The 18,144-nt window shown below is 67.0% G+C and carries 19 protein-coding genes; 8 read left to right on the plus strand and 11 right to left on the minus strand.

Annotation, left to right across the window (positions count from 1 at the left end):
- Positions 1-4 precede the first annotated feature (4 nt).
- Together IP91_RS26180 and IP91_RS05980 are read left to right on the plus strand one after the other, a co-directional pair.
- A complete protein-coding gene (locus IP91_RS26180; RefSeq protein ID WP_199754497.1) occupies positions 5-382 on the plus strand; it encodes a KGG domain-containing protein in 378 nt (125 codons plus the stop codon).
- A 686-nt stretch (positions 383-1,068) separates the two neighbouring features.
- On the plus strand, positions 1,069-1,572 hold the full coding sequence (locus tag IP91_RS05980; RefSeq protein WP_145647801.1) for a Dps family protein: 504 nt from the start codon (positions 1,069-1,071) through the stop codon (positions 1,570-1,572).
- A 16-nt stretch (positions 1,573-1,588) separates the two neighbouring features.
- Here the strand turns inward: IP91_RS05980 and IP91_RS05985 are convergent, their stop codons facing one another.
- From IP91_RS05985 to IP91_RS06000, 4 genes are all read right to left on the minus strand, one after another.
- Positions 1,589-2,404, minus strand: a complete 816-nt coding sequence (locus IP91_RS05985) for a TOBE domain-containing protein (protein WP_145647802.1) — start codon at positions 2,402-2,404, stop codon at positions 1,589-1,591.
- 11 nt (positions 2,405-2,415) lie between these two features.
- Positions 2,416-3,084, minus strand: coding sequence for an ATP-binding cassette domain-containing protein (locus IP91_RS05990; protein ID WP_145647803.1), 669 nt, complete (start codon positions 3,082-3,084; stop codon positions 2,416-2,418).
- Entirely contained in the window at positions 3,081-3,752 is a 672-nt protein-coding gene (gene modB, locus IP91_RS05995) for a molybdate ABC transporter permease subunit (protein WP_145647804.1), read from the minus strand. Before modB ends, IP91_RS05990 begins: the two co-directional genes overlap by 4 nt.
- Positions 3,753-4,015: 263 nt before the next feature.
- A complete protein-coding gene (locus tag IP91_RS06000; RefSeq protein ID WP_145647805.1) occupies positions 4,016-4,879 on the minus strand; it encodes an endonuclease in 864 nt (287 codons plus the stop codon).
- A 46-nt stretch (positions 4,880-4,925) separates the two neighbouring features.
- Here IP91_RS06000 and IP91_RS06005 point away from each other — a divergent pair, with 46 nt between their 5' ends.
- Entirely contained in the window at positions 4,926-5,435 is a 510-nt protein-coding gene (locus tag IP91_RS06005) for a YgjP-like metallopeptidase domain-containing protein (RefSeq protein WP_145647806.1), read from the plus strand.
- A 7-nt stretch (positions 5,436-5,442) separates the two neighbouring features.
- On the opposite strand, the gene IP91_RS06010 is transcribed toward IP91_RS06005, so the two are convergent.
- From IP91_RS06010 to IP91_RS06040, 7 genes are all read right to left on the minus strand, one after another.
- Positions 5,443-5,970 carry a GNAT family N-acetyltransferase gene (locus tag IP91_RS06010; RefSeq protein ID WP_145647807.1) on the minus strand — a complete coding sequence of 176 codons (528 nt, stop codon included), beginning with the start codon at positions 5,968-5,970 and terminating at the stop codon, positions 5,443-5,445.
- A 25-nt stretch (positions 5,971-5,995) separates the two neighbouring features.
- Positions 5,996-6,541, minus strand: coding sequence for an LOG family protein (locus tag IP91_RS06015; protein ID WP_145647808.1), 546 nt, complete (start codon positions 6,539-6,541; stop codon positions 5,996-5,998).
- A gap of 65 nt (positions 6,542-6,606) precedes the next feature.
- On the minus strand, positions 6,607-7,275 hold the full coding sequence (locus IP91_RS06020; RefSeq protein ID WP_145647809.1) for a TetR/AcrR family transcriptional regulator: 669 nt from the start codon (positions 7,273-7,275) through the stop codon (positions 6,607-6,609).
- 84 nt (positions 7,276-7,359) lie between these two features.
- On the minus strand, positions 7,360-7,698 hold the full coding sequence (locus IP91_RS06025) for a hypothetical protein (protein WP_145647810.1): 339 nt from the start codon (positions 7,696-7,698) through the stop codon (positions 7,360-7,362).
- A 10-nt stretch (positions 7,699-7,708) separates the two neighbouring features.
- Positions 7,709-11,323 carry an EAL domain-containing protein gene (locus IP91_RS06030; protein ID WP_145647811.1) on the minus strand — a complete coding sequence of 1,205 codons (3,615 nt, stop codon included), beginning with the start codon at positions 11,321-11,323 and terminating at the stop codon, positions 7,709-7,711.
- A gap of 189 nt (positions 11,324-11,512) precedes the next feature.
- Positions 11,513-12,445, minus strand: a complete 933-nt coding sequence (locus tag IP91_RS06035; protein WP_145647812.1) for an esterase/lipase family protein — start codon at positions 12,443-12,445, stop codon at positions 11,513-11,515.
- Positions 12,446-12,458: 13 nt separating this feature from the next.
- The gene (locus IP91_RS06040; RefSeq protein ID WP_145647813.1) at positions 12,459-13,223 is read right to left on the minus strand and encodes an RNA methyltransferase; all 765 of its coding nucleotides are present in this window, start codon (positions 13,221-13,223) and stop codon (positions 12,459-12,461) included.
- 154 nt (positions 13,224-13,377) lie between these two features.
- Between IP91_RS06040 and IP91_RS06045 the strand changes: the two genes are divergently transcribed.
- The 5 genes from IP91_RS06045 (at position 13,378) to IP91_RS06065 (ending at position 18,104) form a co-directional block, all read left to right on the plus strand.
- Positions 13,378-14,160 carry an inositol monophosphatase family protein gene (locus tag IP91_RS06045; protein WP_145648049.1) on the plus strand — a complete coding sequence of 261 codons (783 nt, stop codon included), beginning with the start codon at positions 13,378-13,380 and terminating at the stop codon, positions 14,158-14,160.
- Positions 14,161-14,340: 180 nt separating this feature from the next.
- On the plus strand, positions 14,341-15,789 hold the full coding sequence (locus IP91_RS06050) for a DEAD/DEAH box helicase (protein ID WP_145647814.1): 1,449 nt from the start codon (positions 14,341-14,343) through the stop codon (positions 15,787-15,789).
- A gap of 119 nt (positions 15,790-15,908) precedes the next feature.
- Positions 15,909-16,688: a 2-oxo-tetronate isomerase gene (gene otnI / locus IP91_RS06055; RefSeq protein ID WP_145647815.1), complete on the plus strand. Its 780-nt coding sequence runs from the start codon at positions 15,909-15,911 to the stop codon at positions 16,686-16,688.
- 94 nt (positions 16,689-16,782) lie between these two features.
- Positions 16,783-17,664, plus strand: a complete 882-nt coding sequence (locus IP91_RS06060) for a hypothetical protein (RefSeq protein WP_199754498.1) — start codon at positions 16,783-16,785, stop codon at positions 17,662-17,664.
- Positions 17,661-18,104: a hypothetical protein gene (locus IP91_RS06065; protein WP_145647816.1), complete on the plus strand. Its 444-nt coding sequence runs from the start codon at positions 17,661-17,663 to the stop codon at positions 18,102-18,104. The genes IP91_RS06060 and IP91_RS06065 overlap by 4 nt, the downstream gene beginning before the upstream one ends.
- Positions 18,105-18,144: the final 40 nt, after the last annotated feature.

Here is an 18,144-nt window from a genome sequence, read left to right on the forward strand (position 1 = left end):
ACACATGGCTACAAATCAGGGCGATGCGCGCGTTGACGGGCGCAGCGAGGGGGGTTCGCAAGGGCGGGCAGATGGCGGCAAGGGCAACAGCCAGCGCGCGGACGGCCACGGCAGCAGTCAGAAAAGCACCAGCAAGCGGGGTTTCGCCGCAATGGACGAAGCCACCCAGAGAATGATCGCCAGCAAAGGCGGCCAGGCAGCCCACCAGAAAGGCACCGCGCACGAATTCGATTCCGAGGAAGCGCGCCGCGCCGGCCAGAAAGGCGGCGAGGCTGTCAGCCGGGATCGGGAACACATGGCCGAAATCGGCCGCAAGGGCGGCGAAAGCCGCCAGTCCGCCAACCGCCTCGCCCGCCAGGGGGGCAAGGAAGAAAAACGCTAACCGCCAGCACTTCCGGCGGGCCACAGGCCGTAGCGCGGCCGCAGCGTGCAAAACCCGGGCATGCTGCGGTACGCCCGGGCCCGCCGGGCCTTCGTTATTCTGCGCACCGGCGCCCGGCGCCCTGCCTGGCTCGCCCGTTCTTCTGGCCTGTTCTTCTGGCCTGTTCTTGTGGCCTGTTCTTGTGGCCTGCCCTCTGGAATGCTCCTGCAGACCAGCGCCTTCCGTACTGCGCCATCCGTACTGCGCCTTCTGGCTGGTCCTTCTCTTCTGGCTGCGCCTTCCGTACTGCGCATTCTGGCTGGTCCTTCTCTTCTGGCTGCGCCTTCCGTACTGCGCCTTCTGGCTGCTCGTTCCGTCCTGCTCCTTTTGGCCAGCTCTTTTCGCCTATTCCTTCCGGCTAGCTCCCTCCAGCCTGCGCCTACTGGCCTGCATCGACTGATCCACTCCTTCCGCCTGTTACTTCTGGCCCGTACCCTTGGTCATCCCCCTGCCTTATGATTCGCCCGCTTGCCGTGCGCGCGGCGCGGCTGGCGTCTCCTGGCGAAGTGCCAGCCGCTCCGGCCTGTCCAGCTTTCTCATCGCTTATGCGCAGCGGCGCACGCTCGGAACGAGGCGCCGGGCGCACGGTTCACACGCGGCGGTATTGTCTGCGTTACAATCAATTTCCAATTTCTCGAGAGGCCGTCATGAATGACCAAGCACAACAGGATGCACTGAAAACCCCAACCGACCTGGGCAACAAGGCCCGCAAGGACGTGGCCGAAGGCCTGAATGCCCTGCTCGCCGATACGTTCGCGCTGTATATCAAATGCAAGAACTTCCACTGGCACGTGAGCGGTCCGCACTTCCGTTCCTACCACCTGCTGCTGGACGAACAAGCCACCGCGATCTACGAAATGCTGGACCCGATCGCCGAGCGCGTGCGCAAGCTGGGCGGCACCACGATCCGCTCCGTCAAGCACATCTCGCAGCTGCAGCGCATCCAGGACAACGACGCGCCGTTCGTCGAAGCCACCGCCATGCTGGACGAGCTGCGCGCCGACAACCAGCAGCTGGTGAAAGCCATGCGCGAGGTGCACGAGGTCTGCGACAAGGACAACGATATCGCCACCGCGAGCGTGCTGGAAAACTGGATCGACGAAGCGGAACAGCGCATCTGGTTCCTGTTCGAGTCGACCCGCACCGTCTAACGCTGCACGCTGATCCCTAGCCGGGCCGGCCGACGATCACGCTGGATGCCTTGAACAGCGCGGTCGCCGGCATGCCCGCAACCAGCCCCATCCCTGCGGCACTGTCCTTCGTGACGGTCGCCGCGATCGTGCCGCCACCAGGCAGCGCGATCGTCACCTCGGCATTCACCGCCCCCGGCGTCACGCGATCGATCACCCCCGCGAGCTGATTGCGCGCGGAGAGCTTCGCGCCGGCCGTTTCCGTTGCCACGATCACCGACGAGGCCTTCACCAGCGCGAACGCCGCCACGCCCGGCGCCAGGCCCAGGCTGACCGTGCTGTCGTGCGTGATGATGGCCACGATGCGCTGGCCGCCAACGATGCCCAGCACCACCTCGTCGTTGACGGCGCCATGGATGACGCTCTCGACCTTCCCCAGAAACTGATTGCGTGCGCTGGTTTTCATGTTCAATGCCTGCAGCAGATGCAGGTCGTCAGCCAGTCCCGGCTGCCGGCCCAGTTGTTCGACGAAGCGCCGGTGCGCTTCTTCCAGGCGGCGGAACTGCTCGACCAGTGCCGCGCCCCGTTCCGTCAGCCGCGTGCCGCCGCCGCCCTTGCCGCCCGCCAGGCGCGCCACCAGCGGCTCGCCGGCGAGGTTGTTCATCGTCTCCACGGCATCCCATGCCGCCTTGTAGCTCATCTTCACCGCCTTGGCCGCCTGGGTGATGGAGCCGTGCGTGGCGATGGCGGCCAGCAGCGCAATGCGGTCCGGGCCGCCCAGGTGCTGGCCGCCCTGCGCCGTCAGCCACAGCGTGCCGTGCAGCTGCAGTTCGCTGGCGTTCTCTTCGCTCATGCTCTCCTCCTTCATGCGCCCTCCAGGATGGCGCCATCGGCCATCGTCAGTACGTGGCCGCCGAACGTGGCGGCGTCCGCGGGGTCGTGCGTGATGATCAGCATCGGGATATCGAGGCGGCGCTGCAGCGCATCGAGTTCGGCGCGCATGCGCCCGCGCAGCGCGGGATCGAGGGCGGAGAACGGCTCGTCCAGCAGCAGGGCGGCCGGCTCGGCGATCAGCGCGCGGGCCAGTGCCACGCGCTGCCGCTGGCCGCCGGACAGCTGGTCGGGCGTCTGGTGCGCCACCGCTTCCAGCTCGAAGGCCCGCAGCCAGTACGCCAGCGCCGGGCCGTCGACACGGCGCGGCGGATTGAACAGTCCGCGCTGCTGGCCGAACGCGATGTTCTGGCGCACGTTCAGGTGCGGGAACAGCGCGTAATCCTGGAACAGGTAGCCCACGTTGCGGCGCCGCGCCGGCACATCGATGCCGCGCGTGCTGTCGAACAGCACCCGGCCGCCCAGTTCGATCACGCCCGCATCGGGCCGCGCCAGGCCGGCGATCGCCTTGAGCATCTGGCTCTTGCCGGCACCGGAAGCGCCGTAGATGACGACCCGCTGGCTGTCGGACGCGAAGCGCACGCCCAGGCGGAACGCGCGCGCGCCGGAGCGCAAGGTGGTGTCGATGTCGATGCGGATCATGGCAGCGCCCTCCGCGCCGGTGCCAGGCGTCCGGCCAGCAGCAATACCGTCACGCAGGTGATGGAGGTAACCAGCACCAGCAGGTTGGCGGTATCGTCCTGCCCCGCCTGCACGGCCTCGTAAACGGCGATCGACAGCGTCTGCGTCTTGCCGGGAATGCTGCCGGCCACCATCAGCGTGGCGCCGAATTCGCCCAGCGACCGCGCGAACGCCAGCAGCGTGCCGGCCAGTACGCCGCGCCAGGCCAGCGGCAGGGTCACGCGCAGGAACACGCCAAACGGCCGCACGCCCAGCACGCGCGCGGCCTGCTCCAGCTGCGGATCGACCGTCTCGAAGGCCGTGCGGGCGCCCTTGAGCACCAGCGGGAACGCGACGACTGCCGCGGCGATCACGGCGGCCTGCCAGGTGAAGATGAGATTGATGCCGAAGACCGCGTCCAGCCAGCGGCCCAGCGGGCCGTTGCGGCCGATGACCACCAGCAGGTAGTAGCCCAGCACCGTGGGCGGCAGCACCATCGGCAGGGTCAGCAGCGCATCGAGCACGTCGCGCCCCGGAAAGCGCACGCGCGCCAGCAGCCAGCCGACCGCCACGCCCAGCACCAGGTCGATGCAGGTCGCCCACAGCGCCACCTTCAACGACAGGCCGAGCGCAATCCACGCCGCCCCCATCAGCGCCCGCCGGACGCCGCGCGGCGCACCGCCACCGCGGCATCCATCCCAATCTTACGCATCGGTATCCCCACGATAAAAACGCAATATACAGGAATATACAGCGCAGCCCTATCCACTACAGCCGCGCTCGTGTCACACCGTGGGGTCAGGCACCAGAGTGGGACACAAACTCATCCGTAACAGCTGGAGAATCCCACCGCCGAGCTCGTGTCACACCCCGGGGTCAGGCACCAAGGGGGACACAGACTCATCTGTAAGCGCTAGAGGATCTCCACGTCGAGTCCGCCGGCCAGCAGCGGCCGGGCGAGGATCTGGTAGACGTGGATGTCGAACGCGGCGGCGCGGCGGGCCTTCGGGGGACGGGTGCGGCCGATGCCGGCGCCGAGGTAGCTCCAGTTGTCGATGTACTGCTTCTGCCGCAGCCCGGCCGATTCCTCGACGATCGCGATGGGCCCCGCATACGGCCAGGGCTTCACGCGCAGGTGCGCCAGCGCATCGAGCATGCGGCTGGCATGGTCGGCGGCGCTTTCCTCGCCCGTGCAGGCGCCGCTGCAGCGGGCGATCTGGCGCGCGAAGCACGGGCGGCCCGGACTGCCCTTCTCCAGCCCCGTCATCACGGAGCACAGCTTCGCGGCCTGGGCGATGGTGCGCAGCGCTTCTTGGGCTGCCCTGGGCGTGCCGAACAGGCCGAACAGGCCCTCGGTGCGGCCGAAGTCGAGCTCCTTCGCGAAGACGATCTCCGGCCGGTGCTCGCGCAGCGCGATGGAGCACATTTCGCGCTGGCGCCGCAGCTTCACGTTGAACAGGGGCTGGTGCTCGCGGATCAGCATCGCCTCGCGCAGCAGCGCGCCCAGCTCGCCGCCGGTGCGTTCGAAATCGATGTGGCGGGCGCGGCCCAGCATCTGCGCTTCTTCCGGCGTGCGCAGGTGCGACAGCACGCGGTGCCGGATATTGACGCTCTTGCCGATGTAGATCGGCCGCGCTTCCTCGTCCCTGAAAATGTAGATGCCGGGATGCGGCGGCAGGACGTCGATGCAGCTGCGGGGGATATGGGACGGATAGCTGAAGTCGGAGGCGGTGTCGGCGCGGATCAGCAGTCCCACGGAATTGACATGGGTGCGCATGCCGGCATCATACTGAATCGAAAGCCTGTGGTACAGTCTCGCCGCCATGACCTCCCCACTGAAATACCTTGGCGCCTACCCGGAAGACACCCGTCACCAGGTGCAGGCGCTGCTGGCCCAGGACCGCCTGGGCGACATCCTCAAGAAACGTTATCCGAATGCCCACGGCGTGCGCAACGACCGGGCGCTGTACGACTACGTGCAGGACCTGCGCGACGAATTCCTGCGCAACGCGGCGCCGATCGACAAGGTCACGTTCGACAGCAAGATCCACGTGATCAACCACGCGCTGGGGCTCCACACTTCCATTTCGCGCGTCCAGGGCAGCAAGCTGAAGACGAAGCACGAGATCCGCGTGGCGACCATGTTCCGCGACTGCCCCATCGAGTTCCTGCGCATGATCGCCGTGCACGAGCTGGCGCACGTGAAGGAAAAGCAGCACGACAAGGCGTTCTATAAACTGTGCACTTACATGGAACCGCAGTACCACCAGTACGAGTTCGACGTGCGCCTCTACCTCACCCAGCTGGAGCACTCGGGCACGAAGCTGTGGTGACGCGCCTTCAGTCCGCAGCGCCGGGCAAGGCCCGCAGCAGCTGCAGCTCCACCAGCTCCCTGCCGCCGCGGGCAGTGCTCTTGCGTGCATGCTCGACGAAATCCAGTCCCCGGTAGAACTGCATGCCGGCGCGGTTCTCGGCCAGCACCCACAGGCTCATCGCGACATACGCATGGCCGACGGCATGCGCGGTGGCGGCTGCGATCAACGACGTGCCGGCGCCAGTGCGCCAGGCATCGGGATGCACGTAGATCGCCTGCAGTTCCAGCACCCGGTCTGCGGCAGCGTCCCGGTCCGGACCGAATGCGGCCCAGCCGATCACCTGGCCGCCGCGCTCGGCAACGATGACGTTCAACTCGCCGGCGGCGATGACGCCATCCCAGTAAGCCTGCCGTTTCGCCACATCGATCCCGGCCAGGAAGTCGGCCGGAATGATGCCGCGGTAGCCCACCTGCCAGCCCAGCACGTGGATCTGTCCGATATTCGCGGCATCGGCACGCGTGGCGGGACGGATCCGAACGGGTTCAAGCGCCATGCGAGCTCCTGAAAGGGGTGAACCGTCAGCGTGCCTGGCCCTTCAGCAGCGCCACCACGGCGGTCGCCTCCTCGGCCACCAGCATGCGCTCGGCATTGCGGGCATGGATGAAGCCCTCGTCCCTGGCATGCGCGATGAAGTCCACCAGCCGGTCATAGAAGCCGTTCATGTTGTACAGCGCCACCGGCTTGTCGTGGATGCCCAGCTGGGACCACGTCAGCATCTCGAACAGCTCTTCCAGCGTGCCCAGGCCGCCGGGCATGGCGATGAAGCCATCCGACAGCTGGGCCATCATCGCCTTGCGCTCGTGCATGTCCTTGACGATGAACTGGCGCGTCAGGCCGGCGTGGCCCACTTCGCGCTCGACCAGGGCGCTCGGGATCACGCCCGTCACCTCGCCGCCCAGGCGCAGCACTTCGTCGGCGATGATGCCCATCAGGCCCACGTTGCCGCCGCCGTAGACCAGCGCCAGGTTGGCGTCGACCAGCGCGGCGGCCAGCATGCGCGCGCCTTCGGCATACAGGGGGTTGGCGCCGGCATTGGCGCCGCAATACACACAGACAGATTTCATGGAGAGACTCTTGATACGGTGATGGGAATGCGGTGACGGCGACGGGGCAATGCCATGCGGTGCGCTCAATGCGTCAGCTTGGCCAGATACTCTTCCGAGAGCTTCTGGAAGCGCGCCAGCGTGTCGCCGCGCAGGTAGGGCTCGACCTGGATCAGCACCTGGTAGCAGCCGCGCGCCAGCGCCTCGGCCATCGACTGCTGCTCCGTGTACTTGCGCGGGTTGCGCACGTATTCGTAGGACAGCCAGTACGTCGCCACCACCACCATGTTGGTCGCCATCGCATCGATCTTCAGGTCGTTCGCTTCCAGTGAACCCTCGCTGCGCAGGTCGTCGCACAGCTGCTTGGCCACCTTGATCTTGTGGGCCAGGATCTGCTTGAAGTGCACTTCCAGCTTGCGGTTGCGCGACAGCAGGTCGTTCAGGTCGCGGTAGAAGAAGCGGTAGCGCCAGATCAGCTCGAACATCAGGTGCAGGTACTGCCACACGTCCTCGATATTGGAACGGCGCCCGGCCGGTACGTGCAGGATGCGCTCGATCTCCTGCTCGAACTGGACGAAGATCGAGTTGACGATATCGTCCTTGTTGCGGAAGTGGTAGTACAGGTTCCCCGGCGAGATGCTCATCTCTTCGGCGATCACGGTGGTCGTGATGTTCGGCTCGCCGAACTCGTTGAACAGTCGCAGCGACAGTTCGAGGATGCGTTCGCGCGTGCGGCGTGGGGGTTTCTGTAGCATGGTGGGCGGGTGCTGTTGTACCGCCGCAAGGATAGCACTGTTGGCGCAATGCGGCAGAACGGGCCACGGCCCGGCCCCCCTGCGTCAGTGCTTCTTGCCGGCCGCTTTCGCCTTGCGCTCGCCGGCCGCCGCGTTGGCCACCTCGAGCCGGGCCCGCAGATCGGCCACCTCTTCCTTCACCGCGGCGAGTTCCCGATGCAGCGGCGCGATGGCCTCGAGCACCGCGCGGCGCACGCCCTCGTCGGCCTCGCGGCCCAGGGCCTGCTGCCGCGGCGACGGTTTCACGGCGCTCTCCCGCCCCAGGTCGGCCACGATGCCGGCCCGCGCCGCGCGGGCACCGCGGCCGGACTGCACCTTGGCGCGGCGCGCCGCGAAGTCCTCGAGGCCGGCCTGCCAGATCTGCTGGATGCGCTTCTTGACCATCGTTTCTCCGTCAGGCCGCCTGCGCCCGTTTCGCCTGGTTGTGCAGCCGGAAGCCTTCGCGGATGTTCTCGCGCAGCACCGCCCCCTTCCATGGCTTGGTGTAGAAACGGTCGATCGCGCCCTGGTTGATGGCGGCCAGGATCGGCGTCATGTCCGCATAGGCCGACAGCATGATGCGGAACGTGTCCGGCGCCAGGTTCTTCACCCGTTCCATGAACTCGGTGCCGTTCATCGACGGCATGCACTGGTCGCACAGGATCACCTGCACGCTGTGGCGCGCCAGGATGTCGAAGCCCTCGGCCGCGGTCTGCGCGGTGAGGATGCGGTAGCCGTCCTGCGCCAGGAAGTCCGAGAGCACGTCCAGCATGAACGCGTCGTCGTCGACGATGAGGAGCGTCGGCTGCTGCAGCGCACGGGGATCGTCCGCCGGCGCCTTCAGGTAGTGTCCTTCGCGCAGCATCTTCTCGAAGTCTTCCGCCGGGATCGGGCGGGAGAAATAATATCCCTGCATTTCGTCGCAGTCGTGGCGGCGCAGGTAGGCCAGTTGCGCATCCTTCTCCACGCCTTCCGCGATGACGGTCAGCTTCATGCTGTGCGCCATGTTGATGATGGCCAGGACGATGGCCGCGTCGTCCGGATTGGACGTCACTTCGCGCACGAAGGCGATGTCGATCTTCAGCTTGTCGATCGGGAAGCGCTTCAGGTAGGCCAGCGACGAGTAGCCCGTGCCGAAATCGTCGATCGAGATCTTGATGCCCAGTTCCTTCAGGTGCTGCAGCACCTGGATGGTTTCCTCGGCGTTGCTCATCAGCGAGCTTTCCGTCAGCTCCAGTTCCAGCAGCTCGGGTGGAATATCGTGCTCGCGCAGCGCGCGCAGCACCTCTTCCTGCAGGCCGCCGACGAAGAACTGGATGCCGGAGACGTTCACCGAGATCTGCACCGAGCCGGCGCCGGAGGCCTTCCACTGCGCGATCTGCCGGCAGGTATCGTGGATCACCCAGGCGCCCACGCGCACGATCAGGCCCGTCTCCTCCAGCAGCGGGATGAACAGACCCGGCGACACCATGCCGTGGCCGGGTCTGTTCCAGCGGATCAGCGCCTCGGCGCCGCTGATGCGGCCCGTGCCGATGTCGATCTTGGGCTGGAAGTGCAGCACGAATTCCTGGTTGTCGATGGCGCGGCGCAGCGCGTTCTCCAGGTCCAGGCGGGCCAGCGACTGGGCGTTCATCTCGGCCGTGAAGAAGCGGAACGCATCGCGGCCCGCTTCCTTGGCGCGGTACATCGCCGTGTCGGCATACTTGATCAGCGTGTCGGCATCCATGCCATCGTCCGGGAACACCGAGATGCCGATGCTGCAGGTGACGGTGACTTCGTGGCCCTTCAGGTCGAACGGCTGGCGCATCGCCTCGCGGATCTTGTCCACCACCGGCAGCGCGCTTTGCGGACCGTCCGGCAGCATCAGGATCGCCGCGAACTCGTCGCCGCCGAAGCGGCCGATGGTGTCGCGCACGCGCAGGCAGTCCACCAGGCGGCTGGAGAACTGGCGCAGCAGCTCGTCGCCGATCGTGTGGCCCAGCGTGTCGTTGATGTTCTTGAAGCGGTCCATGTCGAGGAACAGCACGGCCAGCGCCCAGCGGTGCTCGGCGGCCTGCGCCAGCGAATGGGTCAGCGATTCGTACAGCTGGCTGCGGTTCGGCAGGCCCGTGAGCGTGTCGAAGTGGGCCAGCTTGAGCAGCCGGCGTTCCGCTTCCTTGCGCTCCGTGATATCGCGCGCCACGGCCACCAGGATCCAGTTCTGGCCCGAGCGCAGCGTGCGGCGCTGCACCTCGACCGACAGCAGCGAGCCGTCACGCCGGTGCAGCAGCAGCTCGGCCATCGCGCCGCCCTGGTCGCCGGCCAGCAGCTTGTCGTACAGTTCCGCCAGCTGCACGGGCGCGGAGCCGGGGCTGTCCTGGCCCACCAGCAGGAAGTCCTCGCGCTCGAAGCCCAGCATGCGGCAGGCGGTGGCATTCACGTCGACGAAACACATATTGGCGCGGTCGACCAGGAAGATGCCGTCCGCCGTGGCATCCATCGCCAGGCGGAACCGGCGCAGGTCTTCCGTGAGGCGGATGCGGGCATCCATGTCCTGCTGCAGCTGCGCGTGGTTGCGGCGGATCTCGTCGTACAGCTGCAGGTTCTCGTAGGCCACCGCGATCTGCGCGGCCACGGTGACGGCGATGCGCTCGTCGACTTCCGAGAAGCCGTCGTCGCCCAGCTTGTCGGCCAGGTACAGCCAGCCGTGCACGCGCTCGGCCGAGGCGATCGGCACGCCGAGGAAGGAGTGCACGGGCGGATGCTGTTCCGGCAGCCCGAGGTGCCGCGGATCGCCGGGCAGGCTGCCGCGGCGCACGGCGCGGCCGGAGTCCATCATCTCGCGCAGCACGCCGCCTTCGGGTGCACTGCACACCACGCCGGCCGGTTCGGCGGCGCCGCACTGGCTGAACCAGCCGACTGCGCCGCTTTCCTCTTCCAGCACGCCGATGCACGCATATTTCGCCACGCAGATGTTCTGCGCCACGCGGCAGCCGATATCGACCAGCGCCTGCGGCTCGCGTTCGGCGCCCAGGTCGATGCCCAGCTCGATCAGCGCGGTCAGGCGCAGGCTCACGGCCTGCAGGCTGGTGAGGCTGTTGGACAGGCGCTGCGTCATCGAATGCAGGCGTTCCGTTTCGCCGTCCGCCACGTCCAGGTTGGCCATCTCGGTGATGCCCTGGGTGCTGGACTCCACTTCATCGAGGTAGCTGGCCATCTGGTGGCCGATGCCATCGAGCTGGCTGTCGTTCGGCAGCGGCTCGGCAAACGCGGGCAGGCTGGCGCCTTCGTCCATGCCCAGCGCCTCGTGCACGGTGGCCATGATCACATCGGGGTCGGAAGGCTTCGGCAGCACCCAGCGCACGCCGCAGGCCTGCGCCACGGCGACGGCTTCCCGTTCGCGGTAGGTGGCGGTGTAGAAGATGATCGGGACGTTCGTCGTGGCGGGATTCTCGCGCACGCGGGCCACGAATTCGTAGCCGTCCATATTGGGCATCAGGATGTCGGAGATGATCAGGTCCGGCCGGTCCCGTTCCATCAGCTGGAGCGCCTCGATGCCGCTGGCCGCCTCGATCAAATGGTGGCCGGAGTAGCCCAGCAGCGTCATCAGGAACTGGCGGTTCAGCACATGATCGTCGACGATCAGGATGGTGGCGATGTCGTCATTCTTTGGGGGCGACATCTCCCCCGGCAAAAAAGACTCGATCTGGGTCACGAAGCTGTCCGGCTCGATCGGCTTGCCGATGTAGCCGTCGAAGCCGGCCGCCAGCAGGCGTTCGCGGTCGCCCACCATGGCCAGCGCCGTCACGGCCAGCGCGGGAATGTGGCTGGTCTCCGGATCGGCCTTCAGCGCCGTCACCACGCCGTAGCCATCGAGCTTGGGCAGGTGCACGTCGCAGATGATCAGGTCCGGCCTGTCGCGCCGCGCTGCCGCCACGCCCTCCTCGCCGTCGCTGGCACTGAGCGGCGTATAACCGAACGCACGGAGCAGATAGACCATCAGCTCCATATTGGTCGGATTGTCTTCGATGATGAGAATGCGAGCCGACACGTTCTCCCCTCCCGATGGTGGTTTTAACCCGGACCCGCGCACGGCCCCGTGTTCAGTAGCGGACCCGAGGGCCCTCCTTTGATCCAGTATCTCCGATTCCGACCGCGAGCGATGCACGGCACACCAGAGCGCAGGCAGGGCGCAGCGACCGGCGGTCATTATTTTAAGGATACTGAATGTTTCTTCTAGTCAATTAATTGTACCGGGCGTTGGCAATGGCGTCAAAGCGGCTGCCGCATGCACTTCGGACAGCACCGCCCGCAGCACCCGCGGGTCGCTGCCGAGGGCCACATGGCCGATGCCGCCGAACGCGATGTCCTTCGCGCCGGGCAGCCGGCAGGAGTCCTGCGGGGCGACGATGTTGTCGTGCCAGGACCAGATGGAAGTGAACAAGGCGCGCCGCCCGAAGTCGTCATGCGCCAGCCTTTTCAGCCAGTCGGCGCCGATGCGCATCTGCCGGGCGTTCTCGCCGGGACCGAGGTGGGCCAGCGCGGTACCGTGATGGGGCGTGGCGATCGTGACGATGCGCGCCACGGCGCCGTCGGGATGGCGGCGCAGCCAGGCGCGCGCCACCAGGCCGCCCATGGAGTGGCAGACCAGCACGATGCGCGGTGCACCGGTCGCTGCCAGCAGGCGCTGCACGGCCGCTTCCAGCTGCGGCACGTAGTCCTCGATGGATGCGGTGACGGGCACCAGGTCCACCGCATCGTGGCGGATGCCTTCGCGGCGCAGCAGCGCGCGCAGCGGCGCCCAGTAGCCGCCATTGCAGCCGTAGCCGTGCACCAGCAGCACGGGCAAGGCTGCCGAAGTGCCCGCGAAACATGGCGCCGGGCGATGCCGCAGCATGTGCCAGGAGGTGGACAGCATCGACGCGCGGTATTCGCCGGCGAACAGGCGCAGCCGGCCGAGGGGATCGAGCCGGTGTTCCGGCGGCACCACGCTGCCGGCGCGGCGCGCCATGCGGAAGTTGTTGGCATTGATCGCCATGCGCACCAGCGCCACCGCCAGCACGGCGCCCAGCAGCGCCAGGTCGGCCGGCATCCAGCCGGTGGCGGCGTACCAGATCGCCAGGGCGGCGGCGATCTGCACCAGCATGACGGACAGCAGGATGGCGACGACCATGGCGCCTGCGCTTTCAGTGATCGCGGCCGCGCGCCATGATCTGGCGGGCGATGCCGCGCAGGATGTTCACCTCTTCCGTCTCCAGGCCGGTGCGGGCGAACAGGCGCTTCAGGCGCGGCATCAGCTTGCGCGGATTGTGCGCATCGAGGAAGCCGATCGACACCAGCGCCTCTTCCAGGTGCGTGTACATGCCCTCGATCTGCGCCTGGCTGGCCGCATCGCCGTGGAAGCCGATACCGCTCGCGGCGGCACTCTGCCCGGCCAGCCCGGCCATCCGGCATTCGTACAGCAGTACCTGGGCCGCCTGGGCCAGGTTAAGCGAGGAATACTCCGGATTGGCGGGAATGTTGGCCAGTACGTTGCAGCGCTCGACGATCTCGTTCGGCAGGCCGAAGCGCTCGTTGCCGAAGATGAGCGCGGCGCGCAGGTCGGCGGCGGCGGCCAGGTGCGTGGCCAGTTCGCGCGGCATCTGCACCGGCGGCGAGAATTCGCGCAGGCGCGCCGACACGGCCGCCGCGTAGTTGATGCCGTCCAGCGCCTCGGCCATCGTGGCGACGATGCGGGCGCCAGCCAGGATATCCTGGGCGCCGCTGGCAAAGGCCACCGCTTCCTCGTGGTGCAGCGCGCCCTCGACCCGCGGATTGACGAGCACCAGCTCGCCGAAGCCCATGGTTTTCATGGCGCGCGCGACCGAGCCCACGTTGCCGGGCCGGCTGGTTTCCACCAAGATCACGCGCAGGCGCGTGAACAGAGAAGATGTGATTTCCTGCTGCATCATTTAGAATAGCCGTTTTTCGCGTAACGGCAGATTCTACAACGCCGCGCCGCGACCGCTCTTTGTCACCTTTGTTCACACAGCACTGCCCGCCGCGAGCCCATGCCTGCGCCTGCGAGGGTGGCCTGTCCATTATTACGGAATTGCCATGCATCCAATGCTCAATACGGCCGTGAAAGCGGCCCGCCGCGCCGCCGCCGTCATCAACCGTGCCTCGTTCGACCTGGACCGGGTCGCCGTCACCGAGAAACAACACAACGATTTCGTCACCGATGTGGACCAGGCCGCCGAACAGGCGATCATCGAAGTGCTGCAGAAAGCCTACCCGTCGCACGCCTTCCTGGGCGAGGAATCGGGCACTACCGGCAATGTGAACGACGAGAGCGAATTCGTGTGGATCATCGATCCGCTCGACGGCACCACCAACTTCATGCATGGCTTCCCCCAGTACGCCGTTTCCATCGCGCTGCAGCAGCGCGGCGTGATCACGCTGGGCGTCGTCTACGACCCGGTCGCCAATGACCTGTTCACGGCCGAAAAAGGCGCCGGCGCCTACCTGAACGAGAAGCGCATCCGCGTGCGCAAGCTGGACCGCATCGCCGGCGCCCTGCTGGGCACGGGCTACAAGAACGGCAGCGCCAAGGCGCTCGACGAATACCTCAAGATGTACGCCATCACCGCCGAGCGCAGCCACGGCGTGCGCCGCGCCGGATCGGCCGCGCTGGACCTGGCCTACGTGGCCTGCGGCCGCCTGGACGGCTACTACGAGAAGAACCTGAAGCCGTGGGATATCGCGGCAGGCTCGCTGCTGGTGACGGAAGCGGGCGGCATCGCCGGCGAATTCAATGGCGAATCGGCCTACATGACCAGCGGTAACATCATCGCCGCCGGACCGCGCGTCTATGGCCAACTGGTGGGCCTGCTGGCGGAATTTGCGTAACGGCAATGTTTCGTGCGTAATTGTTACAAATAAAGGGGCATTTTGCCCCTTTTTTTATTTCCACAGCGAAAGTAATCAGGTTTCGGCTGTTATACTGCTCCAGAGAAATTGCCGACCAGTCCGGCCTCACTACCCATTCCTGCCTGTGACTGGCGCGGGGCTGTCATCTATAGAGCAACTATGTCATTTTCTTCCCTTGGACTGTCCGATGCGATCGTCCGCGCCGTCACTGAAACCGGCTACACCACGCCGACCCCGATCCAGACCCAGGCCGTTCCGGCTGTCCTGAATGGCGGCGACCTGCTGGCCGGCGCCCAGACCGGCACCGGCAAGACGGCCGGCTTCACGCTGCCGATCCTGCACCGCCTGTCGACCGACGCGGCCGGCCTGAAGCTGGCCAACAACACCTCGCCCCGCGCCATTCGCGCCCTGATCCTGACGCCGACGCGCGAGCTGGCCGCCCAGGTCGAGGAAAGCGTGCGCGTCTATGGCAAGTACACGAAGCTGAACTCGGCCGTGATCTTCGGCGGCGTGTCGATCAATCCACAGATCAAGCTACTCAAGCAAGGCGTCGACATCCTCGTCGCCACCCCGGGCCGCCTGCTGGACCACATGCAGCAGGGCACCGTCAACCTGGCCCAGGTCGAGATCCTGATCCTGGACGAAGCCGACCGCATGCTGGACATGGGCTTCATCCGCGACATCAAGAAAGTGCTGGCTGCCCTGCCGCCGAAGCGCCAGAACCTGCTGTTCTCGGCCACCTTCTCGGACGAGATCAAGGCCCTGGCCGACAACCTGCTGGACAAGCCGGCCACGATCGAAGTGGCACGCCGCAATTCGACGGTGGAAGTGATTTCGCAGAAGATCCACCCGGTGGACCGCGACAAGAAGCACCCGATGCTGTCCTACCTGATCCGCACCCACAAGTGGACGCAGGTGCTGGTGTTCACGCGCACCAAGCACGGCGCCAACAAGCTGGTGGAACAGCTGGCGGCCGACGGCATCAAGGGCATGGCCATCCACGGCAACAAGAGCCAGTCGGCCCGCACCCGCGCGCTGGCCGAGTTCAAGGACGGCACGCTGCAGGTGCTGGTCGCCACCGATATCGCCGCGCGCGGCATCGACATCGACCAGCTGCCGCACGTGGTGAACTACGACCTGCCGAACGTGCCGGAAGACTATGTGCACCGCATCGGCCGTACCGGCCGCGCCGGCGCGACGGGCGAAGCCGTGTCGCTGGTGTGCGTGGACGAACACGACATGCTCAAGGATATCGAAAAGCTCATCAAGCAGACGCTGCCGCGTGAAGTGATCGCCGGCTTCGAACCGGATCCGACCGCGCGTGCCCAGCCGATCCAGCTGCGCAGCGGCGCCGGCCACCATCGCAACCCGCGCCAGGGCGGCAACGGTGGCGGTGCCCGCAATGGTAATGGCGGCAATGGCGGTGGCAATGGTGGCAGCCGTGGCGCGGCTGCAGCACCGCGTGCCGCCGGCAACGGCAACGGCGGCAACCGCAGCGCCGCGGCTCCGTCGCGCAGCGGCCCGGCCCGTGATGGCGGCCCGCGCAATCCGTCCCGCTCCGGCGCGGGCCCGCAGGCCCGGACCGGCGGTGGCGGCCGCGGCCGCTAACAGGCTCTTTCCCCGCCTGGAAGCGGGCATGGTCGTGCCGCACCGCAGCACGACCATGCAAAACTGCCAATATTGCCCGCTTTTGCTATCATCCACGCTTTCTGTCCGATAGCCCCACCATGCCCAAGTTTGCCGCCAACCTGACCCTCATGTTCACGGAAGTCCCCTTCCTGGACCGGTTTGCCGCGGCCCGTGCCGCCGGCTTCGATGCCGTCGAATGCCAGTTTCCCTATGCACACCCGGCGGACGAGATCCGCGCCCGGCTCGACGAGCACAACCTGCAACTCGTGCTGATGAACATGCCCGGCGGCGACTGGGCTACGGGGGAGCGTGGCCTGGCGTGCGACCCGCGGCGCGACCAGGAATTCCGCGCCAGCGTACAGCTGGCGGTCGACTACGCCACCCGCCTCGGCGTGACGCTGCTGCACTGCCTGGCCGGCGTGGTCCCGCCCGGCATGGACCTGCGCCGTGCCCGCGAAACCTATCTCTTCAATGTCGACTATGCGGCCCGGCTGTGCGCGCCGCGCGGCATCCGCGTTCTCATCGAACCGCTCAATACCGAGGACGTGCCCGGCTACTTCCTGTCGCGCACCGAGCAGGCGCTGGATGTGCTTGCCGCCGTGGCCAACCCCAACCTGTCCCTGCAGTACGACGTGTACCACATGCACCGCATGGGGGAAGATGTCGTCGCCACGCTGCGCCGCGCCGCACCGCAGATCCGCCACGTGCAGATGGCCGATGCGCCGGGCCGCCATGAGCCCGGTACCGGCGACATCGACTACGCCGGCGTGTTCCGCCTGCTCGACGAGCTGCAATATGATGGCTGGGTGGGCTGCGAATACATTCCCCTGTCCGGTACCGTCGCCGGCCTGGAGTGGCGCACTGCGCTGGCTGCCTGAACGGCCCCATCCATAGAAAAGACATTGCGCTGCCGCAAACGGCAGCGTTTTTGTTGGCGCAAGATATTCGTTCCGTTGACCAACAAGGAACGCCATGCGCCCTGCCGCTCCCCGCTCATCCTTTGCCTGCCAGCAGCTTGCCTGGCTCCTGTCCCTCCTCTTGCTGTCCGGCCTGCTGGGCGGCTGCGCTTCCAGCCAGCGCCTGAAGGATGTGCGCGCGTTTGCCGCCACGGCGCCGAAGCTGTCCGGCTATACCGAACTGAGCCAGCGTTACCGCGACACCTACCAGCGCGAACTTCCCTACCTGACAGCGGCCGCCGCGGGGCGTGAAAAAGCGCTGGACGCCGAACGCCGCGCCGCCTATCCCGATCTCGTGGCGATCCACCAGGCCGTTGTTGCCTACCTGCGGGCACTGGGCGCGCTGGCCGATGGCGACCAGTTCAATTACGGCGACCAGATCAAGGATTTCTCGGCCGGCATCAAGGCCTGGCCGGACACGGGTCTGACGGACCGGCACGTGAACGCCGTGGCCAACCTGGCGCGCGTCATCGCGCGGGCCGCCACCAACCGGGAGCAGGACCAGGCCGTGCAGCAGTTGCTGCGCGACGGCTACGAACCGCTGCATGACGCGCTCGATGCGATGCACACGGTGTTGCGCTACTACGACAGGCAGCACGACAACGAGCAGGGCATCGTGCTGGGCATGCTGGACGTGGAAATCCCGTTTTCCGAGCGGCCGCCGGAGCGCCTGCTGGCCGCGCTGGCCAAGGCGCACCGCCAGGACAAGGCCAACGAGTACCGGCTGCTGGGGCTGCGCCACACGCTGGCAGCCAACCAGGTGCGCGACCTGGCCGCATGGCATGAAACACTGTACCGGGGGCTCGGTGCGCCGACTGCGCCGGTACGTGCCGCGACCAGTTCCCTCGCCCCCACCACCATTGCCGCCGCCGCCCTCGTGCAAGGAGCCCAGCCATGAACCGCACCGCCCTCCAGCCGGCCGACATCGAGGCGCTGGCCGACAGCCTCTCCGACAGCGCCGACGCGCTGCACAAGCGCATCATGCGCGCGATCGGCCAGAACGCCGATGGCCGGGACGCCGCCATCACCCACGCCGAGGCACAGGCCCTGTTCGACCAGGAAGTGGCGCTGCGCCAGCATGCCAACAAGCTGTACACGGAAGCGGTCCGCTATGCCGCCGGCAGCGTGGCACTTCCCGCCCGCGAGCTGCTCGACCTGACGGCGCTGGCGCGCGACCGCATCCGCCATATCGACCGGGTGAAGGACGTGGCCGGCATCGCCGCGACCTTGCTGACGGCCGCCGCCGCGGTCGCGGCGCAGCACCCGGAACGGCTGCCGGCCGCGCTGAAGGACCTGAAGGCGCACCTGGCCTCGCTGCGCGCATCGAAGGAAGGCTGAAGGACCGGGCCGCGCAAACGTCGCGCGGCCGCCCGGCACG

It is taken from the genome of Pseudoduganella lurida, from assembly GCF_007830455.1.
GTDB classification, from domain to species: domain Bacteria; phylum Pseudomonadota; class Gammaproteobacteria; order Burkholderiales; family Burkholderiaceae_D; genus Rugamonas; species Rugamonas lurida.

What these genes read in the sequence shown, in the direction of transcription:
- IP91_RS06005 (WP_145647806.1), top strand. Translation starts at nt 4,926, where the DNA reads ATGACCTCCCCACTGAAATACCTTGGCGCCTACCCGGAAGACACCCGT.
- IP91_RS06025 (WP_145647810.1), bottom strand. Translation starts at nt 7,698, where the DNA reads ATGGTCAAGAAGCGCATCCAGCAGATCTGGCAGGCCGGCCTCGAGGAC.
- IP91_RS06040 (WP_145647813.1), bottom strand. Translation starts at nt 13,223, where the DNA reads ATGATGCAGCAGGAAATCACATCTTCTCTGTTCACGCGCCTGCGCGTG.
- IP91_RS06020 (WP_145647809.1), bottom strand. Translation starts at nt 7,275, where the DNA reads ATGCTACAGAAACCCCCACGCCGCACGCGCGAACGCATCCTCGAACTG.
- IP91_RS26180 (WP_199754497.1), top strand. Translation starts at nt 5, where the DNA reads ATGGCTACAAATCAGGGCGATGCGCGCGTTGACGGGCGCAGCGAGGGG.
- IP91_RS05980 (WP_145647801.1), top strand. Translation starts at nt 1,069, where the DNA reads ATGAATGACCAAGCACAACAGGATGCACTGAAAACCCCAACCGACCTG.
- IP91_RS06065 (WP_145647816.1), top strand. Translation starts at nt 17,661, where the DNA reads ATGAACCGCACCGCCCTCCAGCCGGCCGACATCGAGGCGCTGGCCGAC.
- modB (WP_145647804.1), bottom strand. Translation starts at nt 3,752, where the DNA reads ATGGGGGCGGCGTGGATTGCGCTCGGCCTGTCGTTGAAGGTGGCGCTG.
- IP91_RS06045 (WP_145648049.1), top strand. Translation starts at nt 13,378, where the DNA reads ATGCTCAATACGGCCGTGAAAGCGGCCCGCCGCGCCGCCGCCGTCATC.
- IP91_RS06000 (WP_145647805.1), bottom strand. Translation starts at nt 4,879, where the DNA reads ATGCGCACCCATGTCAATTCCGTGGGACTGCTGATCCGCGCCGACACC.
- IP91_RS06010 (WP_145647807.1), bottom strand. Translation starts at nt 5,970, where the DNA reads ATGGCGCTTGAACCCGTTCGGATCCGTCCCGCCACGCGTGCCGATGCC.
- IP91_RS06060 (WP_199754498.1), top strand. Translation starts at nt 16,783, where the DNA reads ATGCGCCCTGCCGCTCCCCGCTCATCCTTTGCCTGCCAGCAGCTTGCC.
- otnI (WP_145647815.1), top strand. Translation starts at nt 15,909, where the DNA reads ATGCCCAAGTTTGCCGCCAACCTGACCCTCATGTTCACGGAAGTCCCC.
- IP91_RS05990 (WP_145647803.1), bottom strand. Translation starts at nt 3,084, where the DNA reads ATGATCCGCATCGACATCGACACCACCTTGCGCTCCGGCGCGCGCGCG.
- IP91_RS05985 (WP_145647802.1), bottom strand. Translation starts at nt 2,404, where the DNA reads ATGAGCGAAGAGAACGCCAGCGAACTGCAGCTGCACGGCACGCTGTGG.
- IP91_RS06035 (WP_145647812.1), bottom strand. Translation starts at nt 12,445, where the DNA reads ATGGTCGTCGCCATCCTGCTGTCCGTCATGCTGGTGCAGATCGCCGCC.
- IP91_RS06050 (WP_145647814.1), top strand. Translation starts at nt 14,341, where the DNA reads ATGTCATTTTCTTCCCTTGGACTGTCCGATGCGATCGTCCGCGCCGTC.
- IP91_RS06015 (WP_145647808.1), bottom strand. Translation starts at nt 6,541, where the DNA reads ATGAAATCTGTCTGTGTGTATTGCGGCGCCAATGCCGGCGCCAACCCC.